Origin of the sequence: Chitinophaga sp. 180180018-3 (assembly GCF_037893185.1) — a bacterium.
Lineage (GTDB): Bacteria > Bacteroidota > Bacteroidia > Chitinophagales > Chitinophagaceae > Chitinophaga.
Map to the genome: position 1 here is coordinate 7,812,253 of NZ_CP140772.1, position 24,698 is coordinate 7,836,950.

Annotated in this window: 22 protein-coding genes; 15 read left to right on the plus strand and 7 right to left on the minus strand. The window is 44.9% G+C overall.

All coding sequences use genetic code 11. The features are described 5' to 3' along the window. Window positions 1-127 precede the first annotated feature (127 nt). The 6 genes from UNH61_RS30950 (at window position 128) to UNH61_RS30975 (ending at window position 6,305) form a co-directional block, all read left to right on the plus strand. On the plus strand, window positions 128-1,411 hold the full coding sequence (locus tag UNH61_RS30950) for an SUMF1/EgtB/PvdO family nonheme iron enzyme (protein WP_326995896.1): 1,284 nt from the start codon (window positions 128-130) through the stop codon (window positions 1,409-1,411). Between the two features lie 151 nt (window positions 1,412-1,562). Further along, window positions 1,563-2,306 (plus strand): gliding motility protein GldL, encoded by a 744-nt coding sequence (gene gldL, locus UNH61_RS30955; RefSeq protein WP_326995897.1) that lies wholly within the window; start codon window positions 1,563-1,565, stop codon window positions 2,304-2,306. 53 nt (window positions 2,307-2,359) lie between these two features. Beyond that, entirely contained in the window at window positions 2,360-3,898 is a 1,539-nt protein-coding gene (gldM, locus tag UNH61_RS30960; protein WP_326995898.1) for a gliding motility protein GldM, read from the plus strand. A gap of 20 nt (window positions 3,899-3,918) precedes the next feature. Then, window positions 3,919-4,956 carry a gliding motility protein GldN gene (gldN, locus tag UNH61_RS30965; RefSeq protein ID WP_326995899.1) on the plus strand — a complete coding sequence of 346 codons (1,038 nt, stop codon included), beginning with the start codon at window positions 3,919-3,921 and terminating at the stop codon, window positions 4,954-4,956. Window positions 4,957-5,064: 108 nt separating this feature from the next. Then, window positions 5,065-5,643: a Crp/Fnr family transcriptional regulator gene (locus UNH61_RS30970; protein ID WP_326995900.1), complete on the plus strand. Its 579-nt coding sequence runs from the start codon at window positions 5,065-5,067 to the stop codon at window positions 5,641-5,643. Window positions 5,644-5,708: 65 nt separating this feature from the next. Beyond that, window positions 5,709-6,305 (plus strand): DinB family protein, encoded by a 597-nt coding sequence (locus tag UNH61_RS30975; RefSeq protein ID WP_326995901.1) that lies wholly within the window; start codon window positions 5,709-5,711, stop codon window positions 6,303-6,305. On the opposite strand, the gene uvrC is transcribed toward UNH61_RS30975, so the two are convergent. The 3 genes from uvrC to gpmI form a co-directional block, all read right to left on the minus strand. Next, window positions 6,306-8,117, minus strand: coding sequence for an excinuclease ABC subunit UvrC (gene uvrC / locus UNH61_RS30980; RefSeq protein WP_326995902.1), 1,812 nt, complete (start codon window positions 8,115-8,117; stop codon window positions 6,306-6,308). It abuts the gene before it with no gap. A gap of 3 nt (window positions 8,118-8,120) precedes the next feature. Then, entirely contained in the window at window positions 8,121-8,705 is a 585-nt protein-coding gene (locus tag UNH61_RS30985; protein ID WP_326995903.1) for a hypothetical protein, read from the minus strand. Between the two features lie 314 nt (window positions 8,706-9,019). After that, window positions 9,020-10,543, minus strand: a complete 1,524-nt coding sequence (gpmI, locus tag UNH61_RS30990) for a 2,3-bisphosphoglycerate-independent phosphoglycerate mutase (RefSeq protein ID WP_326995904.1) — start codon at window positions 10,541-10,543, stop codon at window positions 9,020-9,022. Window positions 10,544-10,833: 290 nt separating this feature from the next. Here gpmI and UNH61_RS30995 point away from each other — a divergent pair, with 290 nt between their 5' ends. The 4 genes from UNH61_RS30995 (at window position 10,834) to UNH61_RS31010 (ending at window position 13,512) form a co-directional block, all read left to right on the plus strand. After that, window positions 10,834-11,247, plus strand: coding sequence for a DUF4783 domain-containing protein (locus tag UNH61_RS30995; protein WP_326995905.1), 414 nt, complete (start codon window positions 10,834-10,836; stop codon window positions 11,245-11,247). Window positions 11,248-11,410: 163 nt separating this feature from the next. After that, window positions 11,411-12,262, plus strand: a complete 852-nt coding sequence (gene nadC / locus UNH61_RS31000) for a carboxylating nicotinate-nucleotide diphosphorylase (protein WP_326995906.1) — start codon at window positions 11,411-11,413, stop codon at window positions 12,260-12,262. Window positions 12,263-12,272: 10 nt separating this feature from the next. Then, window positions 12,273-13,154, plus strand: a complete 882-nt coding sequence (locus tag UNH61_RS31005; protein WP_326995907.1) for a diacylglycerol kinase family protein — start codon at window positions 12,273-12,275, stop codon at window positions 13,152-13,154. A 19-nt stretch (window positions 13,155-13,173) separates the two neighbouring features. Continuing rightward, window positions 13,174-13,512 (plus strand): translation initiation factor, encoded by a 339-nt coding sequence (locus tag UNH61_RS31010; protein ID WP_326995908.1) that lies wholly within the window; start codon window positions 13,174-13,176, stop codon window positions 13,510-13,512. Window positions 13,513-13,620: 108 nt separating this feature from the next. Here UNH61_RS31010 and UNH61_RS31015 read toward each other — a convergent pair whose 3' ends face one another. The 3 genes from UNH61_RS31015 to UNH61_RS31025 all read right to left on the minus strand — a co-directional run bounded on the left by UNH61_RS31015 (window position 13,621) and on the right by UNH61_RS31025 (window position 17,044). Beyond that, window positions 13,621-14,613 carry an aldo/keto reductase gene (locus UNH61_RS31015; protein WP_326995909.1) on the minus strand — a complete coding sequence of 331 codons (993 nt, stop codon included), beginning with the start codon at window positions 14,611-14,613 and terminating at the stop codon, window positions 13,621-13,623. A gap of 89 nt (window positions 14,614-14,702) precedes the next feature. Further along, window positions 14,703-15,638: an AraC family transcriptional regulator gene (locus UNH61_RS31020; RefSeq protein WP_326995910.1), complete on the minus strand. Its 936-nt coding sequence runs from the start codon at window positions 15,636-15,638 to the stop codon at window positions 14,703-14,705. A gap of 614 nt (window positions 15,639-16,252) precedes the next feature. After that, entirely contained in the window at window positions 16,253-17,044 is a 792-nt protein-coding gene (locus UNH61_RS31025; RefSeq protein WP_326995911.1) for a biotin--[acetyl-CoA-carboxylase] ligase, read from the minus strand. 115 nt (window positions 17,045-17,159) lie between these two features. Between UNH61_RS31025 and rsfS the strand changes: the two genes are divergently transcribed. The 4 genes from rsfS to UNH61_RS31045 all read left to right on the plus strand — a co-directional run bounded on the left by rsfS (window position 17,160) and on the right by UNH61_RS31045 (window position 21,218). Then, the gene (rsfS, locus tag UNH61_RS31030; RefSeq protein WP_326995912.1) at window positions 17,160-17,564 is read left to right on the plus strand and encodes a ribosome silencing factor; all 405 of its coding nucleotides are present in this window, start codon (window positions 17,160-17,162) and stop codon (window positions 17,562-17,564) included. A 77-nt stretch (window positions 17,565-17,641) separates the two neighbouring features. Continuing rightward, window positions 17,642-19,669: an ATP-dependent zinc metalloprotease FtsH gene (ftsH, locus tag UNH61_RS31035; RefSeq protein ID WP_326995913.1), complete on the plus strand. Its 2,028-nt coding sequence runs from the start codon at window positions 17,642-17,644 to the stop codon at window positions 19,667-19,669. Between the two features lie 8 nt (window positions 19,670-19,677). Next, entirely contained in the window at window positions 19,678-20,313 is a 636-nt protein-coding gene (locus UNH61_RS31040) for a lactate utilization protein (protein ID WP_326995914.1), read from the plus strand. An 86-nt stretch (window positions 20,314-20,399) separates the two neighbouring features. Further along, a complete protein-coding gene (locus UNH61_RS31045) occupies window positions 20,400-21,218 on the plus strand; it encodes a UDP-2,3-diacylglucosamine diphosphatase (RefSeq protein WP_326995915.1) in 819 nt (272 codons plus the stop codon). On the opposite strand, the gene recO is transcribed toward UNH61_RS31045, so the two are convergent. Beyond that, window positions 21,183-21,920: a DNA repair protein RecO gene (gene recO, locus UNH61_RS31050; RefSeq protein WP_326995916.1), complete on the minus strand. Its 738-nt coding sequence runs from the start codon at window positions 21,918-21,920 to the stop codon at window positions 21,183-21,185. The two genes, UNH61_RS31045 and recO, sit on opposite strands and share 36 nt — an antisense overlap. A gap of 177 nt (window positions 21,921-22,097) precedes the next feature. Between recO and UNH61_RS31055 the strand changes: the two genes are divergently transcribed. Continuing rightward, entirely contained in the window at window positions 22,098-24,509 is a 2,412-nt protein-coding gene (locus tag UNH61_RS31055; RefSeq protein ID WP_326995917.1) for an efflux RND transporter permease subunit, read from the plus strand. Window positions 24,510-24,698: the final 189 nt, after the last annotated feature.

The following is a 24,698-nucleotide window of genomic DNA, read 5'->3' on the forward strand; positions in this document are numbered from 1 at the left end:
TACGGATTAAAATTAATTGTTACATTTGCTATCTTTCATATAAACAAAGCGGGTGATAAAATGAGATACGTGATCCCTTGTATACAGGCAAAATGCACCAGGCTGGTTAATAGAAAAAAATATTCTGATGAAAGCTACCCTTATGAAGCTTAACTATGTAAAAGGTCTGTTGGCAATTCTGCTGGTTTCCCTGCTGGCCAGCTGCGGTGGTAGTAAAACCCCCAAGAATGCTCAGGGTCAGTTAATCGGTGTGAGCCCACGACCTAAGTACACCCCACCCGTACCTTATGGTATGGTCTATGTACCTGCCGGAACTTTCCACATGGGTCCGAGTGATGAGGACGTGAACTATGCGTTCACTGCCCGGAACAAAGCAATTTCCATTTCAGGGTTCTATATGGACGCTACGGAAATTACTAACAACGAATACCGCCAGTTTGTGCAATGGGTGCAGGACTCCATTGCGCATATCCTGTTGGGGCATGTAAAGTCTGACGATGGGCATGACATCATCGACTGGAAACAGAAGATCAACTGGAGAGATAAGGGTACAGTTGAGAAGCTGGATGCCATGATATATTCTGAGGCAGATCGTTTATACGGACGTAAAGATATCGATGTAGGAAAGCTGATCTACCATCAGGAAACTTTCAACTGGGATAAGGCGAAACTGAGAGAGAACGCTGGTAAGCCGCGTTCAACTTTTATTGTAAAGAAAGATGTTCCCATTTATCCTGACACATTGTGCTGGATCAGGGATTTTTCTTATGCCTACAATGAGCCGATGACACGTATGTATTTCTGGCATCCGGCGTTCGATAACTATCCTGTTGTTGGTGTAAACTGGCATCAGGCAACTGCTTTCTGCGAGTGGAGAAGTAAGTTCTGGGAAGATTACCGCGCCAGCAAGAAACTGTTTACAGAAGATAAATTCCAGCTGCCCTCAGAAGCACAGTGGGAATACGCAGCCCGCGGCGGAAGAGAGCAAACTCCTTATCCATGGGGAGGTTATTATATCCGTAACAAAAAAGGATGTTTACTGGCCAACTTTAAACCCGGCCGTGGTAACTATCCTGAAGATGGTGGCTTCTATACAGTACGTGCCGATGCTTACTGGCCTAATGATTACGGCCTGTACAACATGGCTGGTAACGTTGCGGAATGGACTGCCGACATCTTCTATGAGAACGCTTATTCGTTCACTTCTGACATGAACCCGTATCTGAGAATGGATGTGCCGGATGATGCACCGCTAAAAATGAAGCGTAAAGCCATCAGAGGAGGTTCCTGGAAAGATGTGGGGTATTTTCTCCAGACTGGTACAAGAACATATGAATATCAGGACAGTGCGAAATCCTACATTGGTTTCAGATGTACCATAGCCCTGAGCAGAAGGTCCAAACACAGATAACGATGAACTAAAGAATAATAGCCGTATTATTAATTATAACTGCCAAAAAACTGTTTGTATTATGTACACTATTATCGGCAAATCACGGAGAATTAACTATTCCATACAGACTTTAACTATCATTTTAACCAGTAAATTTTAACCTATGGCTATGAATCCTAACAAAGCTAAATGGCTGAATTTTTTCGTATGTATCGGGGCTTCGGTGGTGATTATCGGAGCATTATTCAAATTGTTGCACTTACCTTTCGCTAACATCGCCCTGATTGTAGGTTTGGGTACAGAAGCGCTTATCTTCTTTGTATACGCCTTTGTACCAGACACTAACGCTGCTCCTGCAGATGCACATGCGGTAAGAGTTGCCGGACACCCTGCGGTGGCTGGTTTGGACAAAATGCTTCAGGAAGCCGAAATTACTCCTGCTAACCTGCAACGCCTGAGCGAAAACTTTCAGAAACTGGGAACTACCGTTGATAAGATGAGAGACATCAGCGATGTAGTGGCTGCAACCGGCGATTATACCCAGAAAACAAGAGAAGCTGCCAGCGCAATCGGAAATGTGGCTAATGCCTACACTACTGCGGCTTCTGCAGTATCTTCCTTCAACAGTGCATCAGAGTCCACCAAGGATTTCCATGTACAGATGCAGGGTATGACCAAAAATCTGGCCTCACTCAATGCTATCTATGAGCTGGAACTGCAGGATACCAACAACCATCTGAAAGCGATGAACTCCTTCTACAGCAACCTGCAAAATGCTTCTACAGCAATGAGCGGTAGCATCGAAGACGCCAAGAAAACACAGGAACAAATTTCCCTGCTTGCTAAAAACCTCAGCAACCTGAATTCCATTTATGGTAACATGTTGAGCGCTATGCACGGTGGAGGAAGATAAGGTATCGCTAATAGTTTCTGAATTTAAACCTATTAAAAATCTGAAAACAAACTATGGCACTACCTAGGGATCCGAGGCAAAAGATGATCAACATCATGTACCTGGTCTTGACGGCCATGCTTGCGTTGAACGTCTCTGCCGAAATATTGAACGCTTTTAATATCATCAATAACTCTATCAATACTTCCAATAAATCACTGGCCGACAAGAATAAGATCATTTACGATCAGTTTGAGGAGCAAATGCAGAAAGATGCTGCCAAAACCGCTCCACTCAGAGCTAAAGCTCAGGATGTAAAGAAAATCTCTGCCAGTGTTTATGATTATATTGAATCGCTGAAAGATGTAATCATCAATCAAAGCGGAGGAAGAGATGAACATGGAGAGATTAAAGACAAAGCAAACCTGGATGCTCCCACTCATGTGATGGAGGATCAGAAGAAAGGCCCTGAGCTGGAAACCCGGCTGACAGAGCTTCGCAATCAATTGTTGTCTTATGTAGATCCTAAAAAGAAAGACCAATTTGCAAAAACTTTACCTCTCCGTATTGAGGCAGGTAAATCAGTCGGTGATGAAGGTACTGGCCGTAAATCATGGACTACCTACCACTTTAACATGGTACCTACTGTTGCAGCAGTGACCATTTTGAGTAAGTTCCAGAATGATATTAAAAATTCCGAGTCTGCTATCATTGATGACCTGTACCGTCAGATCGACGCGCAGCGTTTCAAATTTGATAAAATAAGACCGTTTATTTCTCTGAATTCCAAAAACCTGATGGAAGGACAAACCTTAACTGCAAACATTGCAGTAGGTGCTTACAGCACAACGGTAAATCCTACTATCGTGGTAAATGGTCAAACCATTGAAGCTCACGACGGTTTGGCAACAGTGAATATCCCTGCTTCGGGGATTGGTGAAAAATCCATCTCCGGTACTATTACCTTACCTAGCCCTACTGGTGGCGCACCAGAGTCCTATCCCTTTACAGAAAGTTATAATGTAGGTGCTTCCACCACCTCCATCTCCGCAGATAAAATGAATGTGCTGTATATCGGCCTGCAGAACCCGATTTCTATTTCTGCTGCCGGTGTGCCTGCTGAACAGGTATCTGCTTCTATATCAGGAGGTAATATTAGTAAACGCAGTTCCGGTGAATATATCGTAACGGTAAATCAACCGGGAAGAGCTGTTATCAACGTCGTAGCTAACATCGATGGTAAAACCAAAGAACTGGGTAAAAAGGAATTCCGTGTTAAACGGGTACCTGATCCGGTGATGAAAGTAGGTGTTAATAAAGGAGGCAGTATGAAAGCGGCCGACTTTAAAGTACAGGGAGGATTACGTGCCGACCTGGAAGATTTTGAATTCGAAGGTGTGAAATATGAAGTGGTAGGTTACCGCGTAGGTATCTCTGCCAAAGGCAAGGAATACCAGGAAGGAGATGCTACATCTGCCTATTTCCCTGGTAATGTTACTGCCTCTATCCGCTCACTCCGCCCTGGTGACGAAGTTTACTTCGAAAACATCAAGGTGAAAGGCCCGGATAATGTGGTACGTTCCATGCCGAGTACTATATTTAAATTAAACTAATGGTCATTAATTGCTGAATTATGCGAGCAGTAATATTTAACAGAATTGGTTGGTGTACTTTATTGCTGGCGATGCTGGCAACTGCAGCCGATGCACAACGGCGCGGTGGTACTACCCGTCGCCGGACTGCTACCACCGGTAACACACCTACCCAGGATGCCCCACTGGTAAACCCGGCAACCGGGAATGCTGTGGCGCCTCCACCAGCTGTTCCTGCTACTCCCGCTGTTTCCCAACGTCCGGATGGTATTACCGCCCCATTGGTAGATACCCCCCGTAAATCACTGCGTGTAGATGGCGTGGTGGAAAGGAACCTCTCCAGGGACCGTGCTCCTATCGCCTACGACTATATCCGTGAAGACGACAGATTCTGGGAAAAAAGAGTATGGCAGGTGATCGACACCCGGGAGAAAATAAACCTCCCCTTCCAGTACAATGTGGAAGATGAGGCTGGGGTAAACCAACTGTTTATTAATATCCTGCTCGACGCAATCAAAAATAAAGAGGTAGAAGCTTTCAACCCCATAGATGACCGTTTTACCACTAAAATGCCTTATTCTGAAATCCAGACTAAACTTAGTGGTGAAGAAAGAACTGTTCGCAGTATAGATCCTGTAACCGGCGAGGAAAAAATGGTGAATACCCGCGACGACTTCGATCCCCGTACTATTAAGCAGTATAAGATCAAGGAAGTATGGGTGTTCGACAAAGAAGCCTCTGCACTCAAAGTTCGTATCCTCGGGATTGCCCCGATGGTATCCCGCATCAATGAAGATGGAAGCGTACGTGCATCTATTCCGCTGTTCTGGGTATATTACCCCGATTGCCGCGCGATACTGGCCAAACATGACGTGTATAACCAGAATAACGATGCTTCCACTATGAGCTGGGAAGACCTTTTTGAGATGCGTTTCTTCGGCAGCTATATTGTGAAAGAAAATAACGTTTACAACCGCGAGATCAAAGATTATATTAAAGACGGGGTAATGCGTTTGCTCGAAGGACAGGCCATTAAAGACCGCATCTTTAATAAAGAACAGGACTTGTGGCAATATTAAACAAGAATTGATTATAAAGGCGAAGACCTTAGCGGATGATATGGTTATCACTAATCTCTGCTAAGGTCTTCGCCTTTATGAATAAATCCTCCCCTGATTTCCATCCAAATGCCGGCACTGGATCAACTACGCCAGACAGTTTTCAGCATGATGCCCCTGCCCGAACAAGAGTGGGAGGCATTGGCGGCCTGCTGGCAGCCAGTCCGGTGTAAAAGGAAGGAATTATTGACAAGCGCAGGAGATGTAGAGAAGTACCTGTATTTTGTTATCGACGGCGTACAACGGGCGTTTTCGCTGGAAGGTGAAAAAGACGCGACGATCGTTTTTACCTATGCCGGTAATTTTTCCGGAGTGCTGGATTCATTTCTGTTACAAACACCATCGCCCTGGTATCTTGAAACACTTACCCACAGCGAGTTGCTGCGCATGTCTTTTTCAGATTTCAACCGGCTTACCCTTCAGTATCCGCTTGTGGAAAGATGGGTCCGCCTGAGTACAGCAGCAGCATTGGCAGGCATCCTGGAACGGCAAAAAGAATTGTTATGTTTTACTGCCGAACAGAAATTCCGTCAACTGCTAACCCGCAGCCCTCAGGTGTTACAGCTGATACCCCATAAATACCTGGCTTCCTATCTGGGAATAGACCCCGCTACGTTCAGTAAATTGTTGGGTACCGTTAAGTTATAAAATGTTGATCTGCACAAAGATTTTCTGTCGGCGCCGGGGCTAGCTTTACATAAAATAACAGGATTATGAGCGCAATCAGGACCGACCATCTGCTACAGGAATTACAGCAAAAAATAGCGGTGGTAAAGAGAAAGGCGGAAATCCGCTTTAATGGGCAATCAACAACCAATCTGCAGCAGCAGCCAGGCCCCGGTAAATGGAGCGCTGTCCAATGTCTGGAACATCTGAACACCTATGGCCGTTACTATCTTCCCGCACTTGACCAGGCAATCAAAAAAGCAGAAAAAAAAGGTAGTCGTTCGCATCCCTCTTTTAAAAGCAGTTGGCTTGGTGCATACTTTACCAGGTTAATGCAGCCCGGGGACGATGGTCAGCTTCGTTCGAAGATGAAATCTCCCAGAGATCACGTACCCGCTGAGGTTCCTGATGTAGTAGTGGTGTTTAGGGAATTTCAGGAACAACAGGTATATATGGAAAATCTGCTGCAAAGGGCAGCCAGTATCGATATTGCCCGGTATACGGTGCCTACTTCCCTCTCCCGCTTCATCAGGCTTTCTGTTGGAGACACCTTCGGTTTTATGGCAGCGCATATTCAGCGCCATGTATTACAGGCAGAAAATGCACTCGCAGCTATTGCTCCGCAGAGAGTTTCTAATTCGTAATTAGCCTTCTGTTTTGTTGAAATATTCCCAGATCAGCTTTGCTTTAGCTGCCCCCACTTCTTTGGCAAGATCGTCCTGCGAGAGTTGTTTTACTTTCGCCACGGAGCGGAAGGTTTTCAACAGTTGAGTAGCCGTATTTTCACCTATTCCCTTGATGCTTTCCAGTTCGTTTTTAAAGGTGCCTTTGCTGCGTTTCTGACGGTGGAAGGTAATACCAAAACGATGCACTTCGTCGCGCACGCGTCGTATCAGCTTGAGGCTTTCACTGTTATATGGCAATTTGATACTCTCGGAATCACCGGGGAAAAAGATCTCTTCTTCATTTTTAGCCAGGCCAACAACGGTCATGCTGCCAATTAGGTTGAGCTCCCTGATACTCTCCATTGCCGCGCCCAGCTGTCCCTTTCCTCCATCAATGATCACCAGCTGTGGCAGTGGTTGTTGTTCGGCCAGTAAGCGGTTATATCTTCTGTATACAATTTCTTTCATGGAGGCAAAGTCGTTAATACCTTGCACTGTTTTGATATTGAAATGGCGATAGTCCTTTTTGGAGGCTATCCCATCTTTGAACACCACACAGGCTGCCACCGGATAAGCACCCTGGAAATTGGAGTTATCGAAGCATTCGATATGTTCTGGCAGGGCTGGTAATTCAAGATCTGCCTGCAACTGATAGAGCACCTGTTTCCGCTCCATATCCGATTTCCCTTCGAGGTGCAGGATCTTTTTGCGGTATAGCTCTTCCTTAAAGTAGTTGACATTTTTCTCCGACAGCTCCAGGAGTTTCTTTTTGTCGCCTCCTTTTGGTACAGTCACTGTAATTCCGCTATCCGGATACGCTAACGGGAACGGTACTACGATTTCGTCAGTGATACTGCTAAATGCTTCCCTGAGGTAAGCAATCGCGTAAGAAAGCACTTCTTCATCTGTTTCTTCCAGCTGTTTTTCCAGTGTAACGGTTTTCGTATCTGCGATACTGCCATTCTGAATACGCAGATAGTTAACATATGCATGATTTCCTTCGCTGATAATGGAAAATACATCCACATTGCCGACCCTGGTATTAACGATGGTGGATTTGGCGGAGTAGGTTTCCAGGCTTTCTATCTTCTTACGAACAATTTCAGCTTTCTCAAATTCCATTCTGGCAACATGCTCCTGCATTTGTTCCTTAAAAGTGGCTACTACCGGCGAGAGGTTACCTTTCAATATATTCTTGACCTGCTGGAGTCCTTCGCGATAATCTTCCTGAGTCTGTAACCCTTCACAGGGGCCTTTGCAGTTGCCCAGATGATACTCCAGGCATACTTTGAATTTTCCTTTTTTAATATTTTCTTCTGAAAGGTTGAGATTACAGGTGCGTAGCGGAATATTGTATTTAACTACGTCCAGTATTTCCCTGACGCGGCCTACAGAAGTAAAGGGCCCCAGATAATCTGAACCATCCTTTATCATATTACGTGTGAAGAAGACCCTGGGAAATGATTCATGCTTAATTACGATATACGGATAGGTTTTGTCGTCTTTCAGGTTGATATTATACTTAGGCTTAAACTGCTTAATCAGCGAATTTTCAAGCAGAAAAGCGTCCTGTTCTGAGTTTACAATGGTGAACTCGATATGATGGATATGCTCCACCAGCTTCCTCGTTTTGTAGCTGTCGTGATTCTTTACAAAATAAGAACTGACCCTTTTGCGCAGGCTCTTGGCCTTCCCCACATAAAGCAGGGTGCCTTCTTTATCGTAATATTTATAGATCCCTGCATCAGGCGGGATGGTATGTGAAATTTGCTGAAACTCTGCTGATGTCATTTTTTACATGGCGGTTTTGGGTGCGATGGTAACGTTCACTTCCAGTTCCTTGGGTGCAAGAAAGGCGATCTTTTGATAGGTAGCGATCCGAACCTGTTTGTTTTTCTGGTAAAGCAAGTCTTGCCGGAACTCATATACCATATTGTTGGTATAGGAATGAATGTTCACCTGCTGTATACTGCCCTGCTTATCAAGCTCCATAGTGACTTCGGAAGGATTGGTTTGCTTACCTCGTGATTTATAAATGATGGATTTTCTGCCTGAAAACGGATCATACAGGCTGGAGGTATCATATTCTTCCCTTAGGGAAGGCTTGTTGAGATCGGCTTCCATGAATGGTTTCAGCAGATCATGAATAGCTGCACTGTCTTTGCCGGTAAAATTGCTGGTATCTGTTTGGCCATTGAGTGTAACCGAGGAATGCAGATAATAGTCACTTGCCCGTATCCGGGTGTTCTCGCTATTGAAATAATCCGGAATTCTTATAAACTTATCCTGTGACTGTTGTGCTGATGGTTTATTTGCCAGGTTACAGGCCATGAAGCCAATTATAGTAAATAATACCGTTACTCGCCCGTATTTTTTCATGATGCAAAATTAATACTTAAATGTGGGCCATAAAAAATGCGCCGTGAAAACGGCGCATCGATGCATGAGCAAATCTGTCGAGAGCACTAAAAATATGTAAATCAGCTTGTTGGGCCGAATTCTTTTTGAATTAACGCTTGTTAAACGCTAACGATGATTTAAATGTTACAGAGAAGGGGAAATTATTTTCAAAAAAAAATTGCTTGAAAAGAATCAGGAATTACGAAATAACCCGAAGAACTTAGCGGATAATAATTATTATCTATCAATCGCTAAGCTCTTCGGGTTATTTCGTAATTCCTGATTCGTAATTCTTAAACCAACAGGTTGCCTGTCATTTCCTTTGGAACCGGCAGTCCCATGAAATGGAGGATAGTGGGGGCAATATCGCCCAGCTTTCCGTCTTTTACTGTGCCCTGGAAGTCTTTATTGATAATAAAGAAGGGTACAAGGTTCAGTGAGTGGGCGGTGTTAGGAGTACCATCAGCATTGACCATGAAATCAGCGTTGCCGTGATCTGCTGTGAGGAATACCGTATAATCGCTGGCGAGAGCAGCATTCACTACTCGTTCAACGCAATGATCTACGGTTTCAACGGCTTTCACAACGGCTTCAAATACGCCAGTATGTCCAACCATATCTGCGTTAGCAAAGTTGAGCACAATGAAATCGGCTGATTTCTTCTCCAGCTCCGGAACAATCATATCAGCGAGCTCGTTGGCACTCATTTCAGGCTTCAGGTCGTAGGTGGCAACTTTCGGAGATGCTGCCATCAGCCTGCGTTCGCCGTTAAATTCAGCTTCTCTTCCACCTGAGAAGAAGAAAGATACGTGAGGATATTTTTCGGTTTCCGCAATCCTGATCTGGGTACGGTCTGCCAGGGTCAGCACTTCACCCAGGGTCATATTCAGGTTATCGTTTTCAAAGATAACATGTACATGTTTGTAGGTGCGATCGTATTCCGTCATGGTTGTGTAGTAAAGATCCAAGGGCTGCATGCCAAAGTCGGGGTATGCCTGTTGCGTCAGCGCCATCGTGATTTCCCGGCAGCGGTCTGTTCTGAAATTGAAGCAGAGTACTGCATCTCCGTCCTGGATAGTAGCAACCGGTTTTTGTTGCGCGTCAGTCACTATTATCGGTTTGATAAACTCGTCAGTCACGCCTTCGGCGTAAGACGCTTTCACCGCAGTGAGTACATCCTGGGTAGGAGTACCAATGCCATTTACCAGGGCATCATAAGCCAGTTTTACCCTTTCCCAGCGCTTGTCGCGGTCCATTGCATAATAGCGGCCGGTAACAGTTGCGATCTGTCCACCGGATGTTTCCAGGTGTTTCGACAGGTCTTCCAGGAATCCTAAACCACTCTTAGGATCGGTATCCCTGCCATCGGTAAATGCATGAATATATACTTTAGTCAGTCCGTTGGCTTTTGCAATAGAGGTTAGTGCTTTTAGATGAGCGATATGAGAGTGTACACCTCCATCACTTACAAGACCGATGAGGTGCAGGGCTTTATCGTTGTTTTTTGCATGTGCCAGGGTATCCAGCAATACCTGGTTTTTTGCCAGCTCTCCATCCCTGATCGACACATTGATTCGCTGCAGTTCCTGGTAAACGATCCTGCCCGCACCAATGTTAAGGTGACCCACTTCAGAGTTTCCCATCTGGCCGTCCGGCAATCCAACATCTTCTCCGCATGTAATAAGATGGCTGTGAGGGTATTTATTGTATAAGCCACTTACAAAAGGAGTCTTTGCATGGGCAATAGCATCGGCTTCAGGAACTTTACCTTCGCCCCATCCGTCCATAATTACGAGAATGGCTCTTTTTTTTTCCATATCCTATCTGGTTATAGTTTTTTTAATTCACTCGAAAAGGTGAAAGTACTTATAAAGGGTTTAAATTTTTTGCAAAAATAAAACTAATCAGAAAAATGCTACCTCTATATGAACTTTAAAGTATATTATAATTTAATTATTCAAAATTAAACACATATTATCATAGTGTTATGATTTACCCTTTAATAGCTACCACAATAATGTGATTTTATTGATTCGTAGCGCGTTTGGCATAATTTTCGCTTTTAATTTGTATTTAGGTAAATCACATTTTAGTAAAATAACTGACAATGAAGAAGCTATTGATTGTGCTGGGGATCTTGTTGTTGGGAGGTGCTTTTCCGACACTAACACTGTCGGCCAGGTCAATTGATATCACAGTTGCCGGTCCATTCGACGACGTTGTAGCTGCGTTGAAGCAGGGCGATGTGAGTGGCTTATCCCGTTACCTCGACAATAATGTAGAGATTAATATTTCCGGAAAGTCAAATTCCTATAGTAAAGCACAGGCTGAGATCATACTGAAGGATTTTTTTGGTAAGAATCCGGTAAAATCCTTCGAACTTGTTCACCAGGGAGGTGATAGCTCCCGTTTTGGTATTGGTAACATGACTACCGGCAGCGGAAACTTCAGGGTTTCGTTTTTTCTGCAGAAGAAAGGTGGTGTGATGGTGTTGAACGAGCTCAGATTCGAGAACAAATAAAAATGCCAGCATAAATTAGTTGAAAAACCCCGGTGCCTCGCAATTAATTGCGAGGCACTTTTTATTTTTGATAAATATTTCATACAAGACATCTTACAACAAATAATATTTGCGACTTTGCTGGCGGAATTACTTGTATGAATATCAGATAATATTGTCGATTATGTTAGAAGAAGCAGCGCTGAATGCGTTCATCAGAAGTGCACTGGCGGAAGATATAGGAAGCGGAGATCATTCCACTATGGCGTGCATCCCGCCTACCGCCAAGGGTAAGGCCGTATTGAAGATCAAGGAAGATGGTATCCTGGCCGGAATGGAAGTGGCGGAAGCCATCTTTAAGTGGCTGGATATGTTTACTGTTTTCACGCCGTTTAAGAAGGATGGTGATCCGATGAAGGCCGGCGAAGTGGCTTTTGAAGTAACGGCCGCTGTACATACTTTATTGATGGGGGAAAGACTGGTGCTTAATTGTATGCAGCGCATGAGCGGGATTGCCACTCTTACACATCAGTATGTTGAAAAACTGAAAGGTTATCATACCCGTATCCTGGATACACGTAAAACCACGCCCAATTTCAGAATGCTGGAGAAAGAAGCTGTTCGTATAGGCGGAGGCGTTAACCACCGGATGGGGCTGTATGATATGATTATGCTAAAAGATAATCACATCGATTTCTCAGGAGGCATCACTGCAGCCATTACTAAAACAGTGGCTTATCTCAGGGAGAAACAACTGCCGCTGAAGATTGAAGTGGAAACGAGGATGCTTGATGATGTGAAAGAAGTGCTGGCAGTAGGCCAGATAGATCGTATTATGCTCGATAATTTTGCCCCGGCGGATATTGTAACGGCGCTGCAGTTGATCAACGGCCGTTTTGAAACAGAAGCGTCCGGCGGCATTACGCTGGACACCTTGGAAGCATACGCCAAAACAGGCGTAGATTACATTTCAGCCGGCGCCATCATTCACCATGCAGTAAGCCTGGATCTTAGCCTGAAGGCGATCATATTATAAAATCAGTTGTTTGAAGAAGATCTTATTTATCATTAACCGTAAGGCAGGTACTGATCGTGAAAAGCGATTAGGAGATGCTATCAGCAGGTATCTGCCTGCCGGTGAATTTGAAGTGAGCACTACCTATCTTGCCTATCTGGGTCATGGAACGGACCTGGCAAGAGAGGCTGTGAAGAATGGGGTACATACGGTTGTGGCGGTTGGTGGCGATGGTTCTATCAATGAAATAGCCCGGGGCCTGGTTGGTTCTGATACCGCCATGGCTATTTTACCGCTGGGAAGCGGCAACGGGCTGGCCCGGGCGCTGAAGATTCCGCTGGATATTAACAGAGCGTTGAAACTGATTGCTGCCGATAAACAGCGCGCTATAGATGTGGGCTATGCTAACGAACACCTGTTCCTGAGCAATGCAGGCGTTGGTTTCGACGCATTGGTAGCAGAGCAGTTCCGGCATAAGACCAAGCGGGGCCTGCCGGGCTACGCCAAATTGGTACTGAAGAGCTTCAGCAGCTATAATCCGGCAGAATACAATATCGATGTAGACGGGCACCCACTTCAGGAAAAAGCCTTCCTACTGACCGTGGCCAATGGCAACCAGTTCGGATACGAATTCAAACTGGCGCCTTCCGCCAATGTGTTCGATGGGGAACTGGACTTGTGTGTGATGCCTCCGGTAAACGTTTTCAGCCTGTTGCCGGTGAGTTTATTTTCGCTATTGGGCAATATCGATAAAACCCGTTACCTAAAACATTACAAAGGAAAGGAAATTACTATCCGAAGTAATGAGTTGCAGTACCTGCAGGTAGATGGGGATGCAGTGCCCCTCGCGGAAAACGGTGTGGTGCACATGCGTGTGGAGCCGGCCGCGATTAATGTAGTAGTGAATGAATAACCTTTAAATATTCAGAGCGATGTCGAAAAAGAAAAATAACTCCGCAAACGGGATCGTATATTCTACCGATCCTAACTTCTCTTTTGAGCCAGAGCAGGAAGAAGTAACCGAAACGCTGTCCCCTGCTGAACAAATACTCAGAGTAGTATTGGACAAGAAACAGAGAGCCGGAAAAGTAGTAACCCTGATCACTGGTTTCGTAGGAAAAGAAGAAGATCTTGAGAAATTAGGTAAGGAACTGAAAACCAAATGTGGTACCGGGGGTAGCGTTAAAGACGGAGAAATCCTTATCCAGGGCGATTATAAGGAGAAAGTAGTGAAGTGGTTGCTGGATTGGGGATATAAGAAAACGAAGTAAGAATTAAGAAACAGAGCGAAGCCCTTAGCGAGTATTTTATTGATTTATACTCGCTAAGGGCTTCGCTCTGTTTCTTAATTCTTTATTCTCTTTTCTTAACTCCTTATCCTATCTGTTCACCAGCTTCATCCCTCCATCTGTATACCGTTCGCCGGCTACGGCGTTTTTGGTCAGAATTTCATTGATGGCAGCGAGGTCTGATGAAGACAGCTGAATGTTTGCAGCGGCCGCATTTTCCTGCAGGTATTTGCGCCGTTTGGTGCCAGGGATCGGTACTACATCTTCACCTTGTGCCAACAGCCAGGCAAGCGATAATTGAGCAGCCGTAATACCTTTTTCTTTGGCAAATACTTCGAGCGCATTGGTTGTTTGCAGGTTCTGCTCAAAGTTGCTTCCCTGAAAGCGCGGCAGGTTTTTGCGGAAGTCGCCGTCACTCAGAGAAGCCGCATTGTTGATAGCTCCGGTGGAGAGACCACGACCCAGCGGGCTGTAAGCTACCAGTGAGATGCCCAGCTCGCGGGTGGTGTTGAGGATTTCCCCTTCCACATCACGGGTGAACAGTGAATACTCTGTTTGCAGTGCAGCAATAGGATGTACCGCATGCGCTTTTCTGATAGAAGCCACTCCTGCTTCAGATAAGCCAAGGTAACGCACTTTACCCTCTTTCACCAATTCAGCCATTGCGCCTACTGTTTCTTCCACTGGCACTGTATCATCGATACGGTGAGTGTAATAAAGATCTATTACATCTACTTTGAGCCGCTTTAAACTTGCTTCACAGGCTTGTTTCAGATATTTAGGAGAGCCATCGAAGTAGTAGGTACCATCTTCTTTAAATCTGAAACCGAATTTAGTGGCAAGGAATACTTTATCTCTTTTGGTGGCGAGTATTTTGGAAAGAAGTATTTCGTTAGCTCCCTGGCCATACATATCTGCTGTATCCCAAAAGTTAATGCCTAAATCCAATGCCAGCTCCAGCGTGGCAAGTGATTCCTGTTCGTTGAAATCCTGCTCACTTCCGTATGCGAACGACATACCCATGCAACCCAGTCCTATTGCGGAAATTGATTCACCGGTCTTACCTAGTTTTCTGTACTGCATATTGTTAAAATTTTTAGTGAAACAAATGTACACTCCCGCTGACGGCTGTCGATTGTAATAGGCAAAGTATTAATTGTAAAAATCAAAGATCATCCTGCGCGGTAGATATGAGGCGACATCCCACTGTGATTTTTGAAGAAGTGCGTGAAGTTACCGGGATCTTCAAAGCCCAGACACCAGGCTATTTCAGCAATTTGCCAGTCGGAATGCATTAGCAGCAATCGGGCTTCCAATAACATACGTTGCCGGATATGTTCGCTCACGGTACGTCCGGTCGACTGCTTCACACAGGCGTTCAGATGATTGGGGTGTGTATTCAGTGCATGTGCAAATTCCTTGGCGGTTTTTAATCCCAGCTGGTTATGGGTGAACTCGATAGGGAACTGTTTCTCCAGTTTGTCGATGAAACGGTTCGCCAGGGTTTGGGCCGCAGTTAGCTGCCGCTGCGGGGCATTGCGCTGGCTCGACAGGCGCTTTCCCTCCAGCATCAGCAACTTCAGGTAAATCAGGATGGCTTCCTGTTTAAAGGCTGTATTTTCCCGGTATTCTTTCAATAGCTGACGGAAGATAGATTGCAGGTAAACCGACTGTTCTTCAGTCAGGGGAAATACCGCCCTGGCGTTCATCTGCAGCAACGGGTGGTGCAGGAGGTTCTCCTGGGTGGGCAACGACTCAAACAACAAGTCGGTAAACAGGCAATAGTAGCCGTCCTGGTGGTCGGAGGTGCTTCGCCACGTCTTCAATTCAAATGGATTGATGAAGAGGAGTGTTGGCTGAGTGATCTCATACCGGTCGTCTCCCATCGTGAAAATACCGGTACCTTCTGAAACCAATGTTATTTTGTAATAGTCCCTCCTGCTGGCACGTACTTCGTCCATACAAGGGTAATCTGATTTTTTGTGAACGGCGAAGCTACCGCGCAGCGGTGCTTTCGGAATTGCCTCGTTGCGGGTGTAAATTAAAAGCTCGTCGTTGAAATCGTTGAAAGTTTTCAGTTCAATGGAGGTATTCTTGTTTGAAGGCATACACCAAATTTAACTAAATCTGTAATAAATTATTTGAGTGGTAAAGATTCCAATGTTAACTTTTTGAAAGATGAGAGATGCTGAAACCAATACTGGGAGACGGTTTTATTTATAAATGCAACAAAGTTGCAATTTTATTTTTGATTAAATAGAAAAAATTTCACAATTTGTTAACGCCTTTATCAACCAAAATCTTGTTATCATCAAACCCGGATGATTGCTATGTAGGGCCGCTTGCCACATAAGCCGTAGAACAAGAGATTATAAATTTACGAACGGAAATGCTTCGCTTATCTCGCGGGTATTTCCGTTTTTCGTTGAAGGTATTTCCTTTCCACCAAAAGTGTTTCCTAAAGGTGTTGTTGCATAAATATTTTCCAATGCCAATGATTGTTTACATAAAGCAATGGAAGAAACTTTTTTATATTTTATTTCCTTCTCTGTTATCTGATCCCGAAAGCCCTGCTGGCGTCGTACCGGATTTATTTTGAGGCATATGCTATACGTCGGGTGGTTATAAAACCAGAAGTGAGGCAGCGCAATTATGCCAATTGCTAATAGAAATGCCCGGGCATACTGCTGTAATCAGAGAATTGCCTCAAACGGAGCAGGGCTTATTGCCTTAAAATAAACTCAATTTCGCCAAAGCCAACCTGGATGATGCCGCCATCTTTTTCCAGGCAAAGGTGGCCATCTGGCAGTACATCGCAGATAATGCCCTGAAACACCTCCCCGCCCGGTTGACGGTATAAACCTGGCTGCTGCCATCTGAACAGTTTCGAAGTATATTCCTCTAACAGGGCATCGTATCTGGCAGCCCGCAGTTGCGTTATTCTTTTATCTAAGTAAGTGCATAGCTCCTTTGCCAGTTCGCTGGCTTCGCGGGTTTTGCCGGTGATTTGCCGCAATGAAACCGCGTTGGGGAGGTGCTCCGGAAATGCTGCCTGGTTAATGTTGAGTCCGATACCAATAATGGCATATTGCCATGTATTCCCCCGGAGAACATTTTCAATCAGGATACCGCCTGCCTTTCTGTCACGCCAGTAAATATCATTGGGCCACTTAATAAGCGTTTCGTCGCCCGCATAGGAAGTAAAGAAATCGCAGGTACCAAGTGCTACGGCAACGCTGAGCATGAACTGTCTGGAAAGTGGTAAGGTGGCTGGTTGCAGGGCAACAGAGAGGGCGCTGATATCGCCGGGTTGTGCCAGCCATTGTTTTCCACGGGTGCCTTTTCCTGCCGTCTGATTGCTTGTAAACCAGGCTGTGCCGGATGTGACGTGGCCTGAATTCACCTGCTCCATGGCATAGTTATTGGTGCTGTCAATTTTGTCTAATATATAAAACGGGTGTCCAATCACATGAATCTTTTTTAGTCTGTATATCCGGCCCGAAAAGTAATTCATTTTATTATTTTATTAACATTTAAAGGCACCCCGCCGGCGATATTATACATGTTATATTACCGCTTGTTTAGTAACTTTGACAATTAAAGATTATTTTTAACAAAAACGATATTTATTGGCACCCTTAACCGTTCTGAGCACGAGAAAGAAGGCGCAGCAACGCCTGACCAGAGAAAGTGAAATTTTTACCACCATCATAAAGGCCATACAGGATAAGAAGGGGGAAAATATCGTATCCCTGGATCTACGTCAGATTCCTGAAGCCGTGGCCGATTTCTTTATATTATGTGAAGCCAATTCCGGCACCCAGGTGAAAGCTATTGCTGATTATGTAGCAGAAGAAGTAGAGAAGTATACATCGGAGCAACCATATAAGCATGAAGGATTTAGTTCACAGCAATGGGTACTGGTTGACTACGTGAACGTAGTTGTTCACGTTTTCCAGCCGGAAAACCGGAAATTCTATAATCTTGAGGAAATGTGGAGCGATGCCGACAGGATGGATCACAACGAAAACTGAACAAAAGCAGTTGTTTAAGAATTTAATTATTCATATTATTCTGAATGCAATAAACATCCGTAAAGGAGCGTAAGATTATGGAAAAAGGAGGCAATAACTTCAACAAGGGTTCAGAGAAATCACCTAAGAAAGGACCGAAGTTCAATATATACTGGGTGTATGCCTTTATTGGCGTTGCCCTGCTCGCAATGAACTTTTTTGATTTAAAATCCCCTACCAAAGAGATCAGTTTCCAGGAGTTCCAGGTAAATTACCTGAAACCAGGAGATGTTGACAGGTTGGTTGTAGTTAATAAGAAGTATGTAGAAGTCTACATAAAGCCTGACAGGCTTAAAGAAGAAAAATTTAACGCTGTTAATAAAAGTAAATTCGGTGGCGAGAACCCTGGTCCTCACTTCCGCTTTACTATTGGAAGCGAAGAAAGTTTTAAGAAGGACATTGACAAAGCGCAGGAAGGAATACCTGTGGAAAATCAGGTGAAGATTTCCTACGATGAGCGCCAGAGCTGGTTTGAACCTATATTCCAGCTATTGCTGCCCATTATCCTTATCATCGGTTTATGGATACTGTTGATGCGTAAAATGGGCGGCCCTGCTGGTGGCAGCGGAGGTCCCGGCGGCATCTTCAACATCGGTAAATCCAAGGCTACCCTGTTCGATAAAGGAACCCGCGTTAATATCACTTTCAACGACGTGGCGGGATTAGATGAGGCGAAAGTGGAAGTAATGGAAATTGTTGATTTTTTGAAGAATCCCAAGAAGTATACATCTCTCGGTGGTAAAATACCAAAAGGAGCTTTATTGGTGGGCCCTCCGGGTACTGGTAAAACCCTGCTGGCAAAAGCTATGGCGGGAGAAGCACAGGTTCCGTTCTTTTCCATGTCCGGTTCCGACTTCGTGGAATTGTTCGTAGGTGTGGGTGCAAGCCGTGTCCGCGACCTGTTTAAACAGGCCCGCGAAAAAGCTCCCTGTATCATCTTTATCGATGAAATTGATGCTATCGGCCGTGCAAGAGGAAAGAATGTGATGATGAGCAACGACGAACGTGAGAATACTCTCAACCAGTTGCTGGTGGAAATGGATGGATTCGGAACAGACAGTGGTATTATTATCCTGGCTGCTACCAACCGGCCGGATGTACTGGATAGTGCGTTGCTGCGCCCAGGCCGTTTCGACCGTCAGATATCTATCGACAAACCGGATCTGGCAGGAAGAGAAACTATCTTTGAAGTACACCTGAAACCCATCAAAACTTCCCCCAACCTGGATGTGAAGAAACTGGCTTCCATGACGCCTGGTTTCGCCGGTGCGGATATCGCTAACGTGTGTAACGAAGCTGCGCTGATCGCTGCCCGTAAAGGCAAGTCGCAGGTGGAAATGGAAGATTTCAATGATGCAATCGACCGTGTAATTGGTGGTCTGGAAAAGAAAAACAAGATTATTTCTCCGGAAGAGAAGGAAGTGATAGCTTACCACGAAGCAGGACACGCTATCTGCGGCTGGTTCCTGGAACATGCTAATCCACTGGTGAAAGTAACTATCGTACCACGTGGTGTAGCAGCATTGGGGTATGCACAATATCTTCCTAAAGAACAATATCTGTACAATACAGAACAGCTGATGGATGATATCTGTATGACCCTCGGCGGTCGTGCAGTGGAAGAGCTGATCTTCGGCAAAATTTCTACCGGTGCTCAGAACGACCTGCAGGTGATTACCCGCATGGCCTATGCAATGGTGACTGTGTACGGTATGAACGATAAAGTGGGTAATGTATCTTTCTACGATCCTAACAGCGATCAGTCATTTACCAAGCCTTACTCTGAAGAAACATCCCGGATGATCGATGAGGAAGTAAGAAAGCTGATAGAATCTGCCTATGTGAGAACTAAAAACCTGCTTACCGAAAAACTGGAACAGGTAAAGACCCTCGCACAGGAACTGTTGAAGAAAGAAGTGTTGTACCAGGCAGATCTGGAAAGACTGATTGGAAAACGTCCTTTTGATACTCATAAAGAACACCAGGTAAATAAGGAAGGAATGACTACTGATGGAGTGCATCCGTCAGATATCATCAACCCTTCTCCATCACCAGCTAATGCGTAAATTTTGATATGAAGATTTCTCCTGCCAAGGAAAATATTCTGAAGAGAGTACGGAATGCTTTAAGTCAGCCGGTACAATTGCCCTTCCCAAATTCGGAGGGCAATTCTTCTGTTTTCAAAACTGATAATGAGAGCCTGGAATTAAAGTTTGCAGAGGAGTTTACCCGGCTTCAGGGCAAGTTTGTTTTCTGCGCAGGAAAAGGTGAATTGACAGAGAGTCTGAGGGCGCTTTGTGATCATAAAGAATGGCATAATGTGGTGTGTCAGACTCCGGAACTATTGAAGATCCTGCACCGCGGGGATTTGCCGGTACTTAACCAGGCGAATATGCATGAGGCCAATGCAGCTATTACGGATTGCGAGTATCTCGTTGCCCGTACCGGAACGTTGGTGTTGAGCTCGGCACAACCAAGCGGCAGGGCATTACCGGTGTATGCGCCAGTGCATATCGTGGTTGCCTTTACGCATCAATTGGTATTTGATCTGAAAGATGCGCTGCAGAAACTGAGGGATAAATATGGCAACGACATTCCTTCTGCGATTTCCTTTGCCACAGGCCCCAGCCGGACCGCTGATATTGAGAAAACATTGGTGGTGGGCATTCACGGTCCGAAAGAAGTTTATGTATTTTTAGTAGATGAATAGCTTTCAGCGCTTGGCATTAATTTTTTAACAGGACTGATACTGTTAAAAAGTTAATGCCAATCACTGAAAGCTTCATAATTTTAAGAATGGAGATCCAATTACCTGCCAATAAGAAAGTATATTTTGCTTCCGATTTTCACCTGGGTGCCCCTAACCCTGCTGCCAGCAGAGAACGGGAGAAACTGATCCTGCAATGGCTGGAACAGGCAGAAAAAGATGCACAGCATATCTTTCTGGTAGGCGATATTTTTGATTTCTGGTTTGAATACAAACATGTGATCCCTAAAGGATACACAAGGATATTGGGCAAGCTGGCATCGATGAGTGATAAAGGTATTGGTATCTCTGTATTTATCGGGAATCATGATATGTGGATGAATGGATATTTTGAAGATGAACTGAATATCCCGGTTTATTATGAGCCACAGACCTATACCATTGGCAGCAAGAGGTTTTATGTTGGTCATGGCGACGGATTAGGCCCCGGCGATCACGGGTACAAAATGCTGAAGAAGGTATTCCGTAACCCCTTTTGTCGCTGGTTATTCTCTGCATTACACCCGGCATGGGGAATATCCCTGGCTAACTACTTCAGCCGTAAAAGTCGCGCTGCTACCGGTCAGGAGCTGGAGCATTTCCTGGGAGCAGAAAATGAGTGGCTGGCAATTTATAGCAAAGAGGTATTGCAAAAAGAACATTTCGATTACTTCATATTCGGGCACAGGCACCTTCCGCTGGATATTTCTCTGAAGGATAACAGCAGGTATATTAACCTGGGTGATTGGCTCAACTACTTCTCTTACGCCGTATTCGACGGACACGACATAACCCTGAAATATTTCACGGAGGCTGGCGAGAAGGCAGCCCGGTCAGGCGTCAAGGATCTCGTGCAGGATAGGCGGTGAATGCATCTCTGTAAAATCGGGGATATGCAATCTGAAAAACTCCAGGTAAGCATATAGCAATTTCCTGCGTCGCTCCTTATTCATGGCGATGGCGGCGAGGTGTTCCACCGCGGCACACTGAAATAGTTTATCTGTGAGCTCGCTGTTCACAGGATCGAGGTGATAGCTGTGATGAGGCGGCAGATCCGTGAATGTACCTTCCTGCAGATCGAGGTAGGGAGTGTATTCTGAAAAGTGGCCATTCAGCCTGAAACCCAGGTGCTCCCCTACTTTCAGGGTATAGTAGAGCGGAAGATTAGCCACTACCGGGGTTGCTGAAATATCCAGCAATTGCAGTATATTTTCGGTGAAATAATAAAGCTCCGTTTGTTGCTCCGGCTGCTTCAGGCATTTCTGCAGTAACTCAATAATAAATAACGTAACGGTATTTTTCACCACGTTCAGCTGAATGGTATGGTAAATATATCCGGGTTTGTATTCAGAAATCCGCTGCAGATTTTTGTTATCATTATGGTACACGACCATTTCCAGTATATTGCCGGGTTGCAGCAGATTGCCCTTGGCGGCTTTGGGCTTCGCAGAGCGGGCGCCGTTCACCATATATGACTGGATTCCGAAGAGTTCTGTAAATATGCTGACAACCAGGCTGGTTTCACCATATTTAACTGTACGTAATACTATGCCGCGCGTTTTATGAAGCATTTAATTCTTAAATATTCCCGCAAGTTAATACAAACGATGATTTCCCCCTCCTGAACAACTGAACGCCAAAAGCCGCTGGCTGATAGCTAAAAACGGCCTGCTCATCGCCGCCTGCTAACAGCCAATAGCTATTTTTAGTTACCTTTACGCCCACATTATAAAAAAAAGAGACTCCTTATGTGGCAACGTTTAGCAGGCTTTGTGCTAAAATATCGGTTATTACTGCTTCTTTTATTACTCATCGGAACCGGGGTGATGGGTTATTTTGCCAGTAAGGTGCAGATGTCGTACGAATATGTGTCCACTATTCCTCACGATAACCCCAAATTTATTGAATATCAGAAATTTAAAGAAAAATTTGGAGCAGATGGCAACGTCCTGATGCTCGCTGTACAAACAGATAAGTTTTTCCAGGCAGATTTTTTCAAGGACTATGTTCAGTTGAACAAGGATATGAAGAATGTTTTTGCCGTAGAGAACATTATGAGTGTGCCGATGGCCATCAACCTGGTGAAGAATGACAGTACGCAGAAACTTGAAGCAAAGCCATTGTTCAAAGGAGATCTCGGCAACCAGGAAACGATTGATAGCTTGTCGAAAGTATTTAATACATTGTTGTTCTACAGGGGGCTGCTGTACAACCCGGATACCCATGCCTACCTGATGGCTATTTATGTAAACAAGGATGTATTTAATTCTCCCAAACGTACAGCGGTAGTAGCTGAAGTTACTAAATTAGCCAATGCCTTTCAGGAAAAGCAACATACAGAAGTACGTCTGAGCGGGTTGCCGCTGATTCGTACAGCCATGGCCGTTAAAGTGGCCGACGAGCTGAAGTTATTCCTGAAAATATCTTTCCTGTTAACTGCCCTGATATTGTTTCTCTTTTTCCGTTCGTTTAGTGCGGTATTGATGTCGATGATTGTAGTAGCAATAGGTGTGATCTGGTCAGTAGGAACGATTGTACTGATGGGATATAAGATCACCCTGCTTACCGGGTTGATCCCCTCGTTGATAGTGGTGATAGGGATTCCGAACTGTGTGTATTTTCTTAGTAAGTATCATACGGAATATGCCAGGGATGCCAATAAAACAAGGGCTCTTGTACATATGATCCAGCGTATGGGAATTGTGACGCTCTTTACCAATCTGACTGCAGCAATTGGTTTTGGTGTGTTTTGTTTTACCAACAGTGCCATCCTCCGGGAGTTTGGTGTGGTAGCAGGACTCAATATCATGTTCATCTTCCTGATCTCCTTTATTTTCCTGCCTTCAGTGCTCAGTTATTTACCGGCACCTAAAACCAAGCACACAACTTATCTGGATAACCGTTTCTTCGGAGCAATTCTGGATTTTCTCAATACGTTGGTGTTCAGGTACCGTCCATGGGTATACGGCGTAAGCCTGGTGGCAGTAGTGCTGGCAGTGGCGGGAATGGGCCGGCTTCAGTCGGTCGGTTATATGCTGGACGACATCCCGCATACTGATAAGTTATATACTGACCTGAAATTCCTGGAATCGAATTTCAAGGGAGTAATGCCACTGGAGATAGCGGTAGATACAAAGAAAAAGAATGGCGTAGTTAATCTGCAAACGCTGAATAAGCTGGATGAATTGACTCAGTTAATTGCCTCTCAGCCTGATTTTGGCCGGCCATTGTCTGTTGTGGAAGGGATCAAATTTGCCAAGCAGGCTTATTATAACGGAGATAGTTCCAACTATGCAGTGCCCAACCAGTTTGATCTGGGTTTTCTGGCGCCTTATTTACGTATGAAAGGGACGAATACGGCGTCGGGTCCGGCATCCACTTTTTCTAAGCTGGTATCGTCTTTTATGGATAGTACCAAGCAGATAGCAAGGTTGAGTGTGAATATGAAGGATGTGGGTTCTCAGCGTCTGCCGCAGTTGCTGGATTCCCTGCAACCTAAAGCAGTAGCTATTTTTGACACCGCGCATTATAAGGTGACATTTACCGGAACCAGTGTGATATTCCAGGAGGGAACGCGTTTCATCATTAATGGATTGGCGGAGAGTATCATTCTGGCGTTTGTGTTGATTATGTTATGTATGCTGTATCTTTTCCGTTCCTGGAGGATGCTGATCATTTCTCTGATCCCTAATGTGATTCCGCTGGCAGTAACAGCCGGGGTGATGGGCTGGGCCGGGGTACCTCTGAAGCCCTCTACAGTACTGGTGTTCAGTGTTGCGCTCGGAATAGCAATAGATGTGACCATACGTTTCCTGGTCAACTTCAAGCAGGAGTTGCCCCGTCACGATTTCGACATCAGTGCCACTGTAAAACAGACCATTCATGAAACAGGGCTTAGTATCATCTATACCTCCGCGATCCTGTTTGCCGGGTTTATGATATTCAGTTTTTCTGAGTTTGGAGGTACAAAAGCACTGGGCTGGCTTACTTCTCTTACGCTGGTAGTAGCAATGATTACTAACCTTACGATCTTACCAGCGCTGCTGTTATGGATGGAAAAAGCATTATTGAAGAAAGCCCGTAAAAAAGAGCTTTGGAAAACCCTTGATGAAGAAGCAGACATAGATATTGCAGAGTTAGGTATCAGCGATAAAGAGTAAACATAAATTTACAGATAAGGCCACCGGGGCAGGTAATAGGCGGATTAGTTCGTTTATTGTCTGCCCCGGTGGCTTTTTAGCCCCCTGGCTGGCAACAAATGCTAAAATTTTAGCTAAAATGGACAAAAAGACCTCATAAAATAATCTAGTGGGCAGCACTCACATACCATTATCGCCGTTTGTAAAATT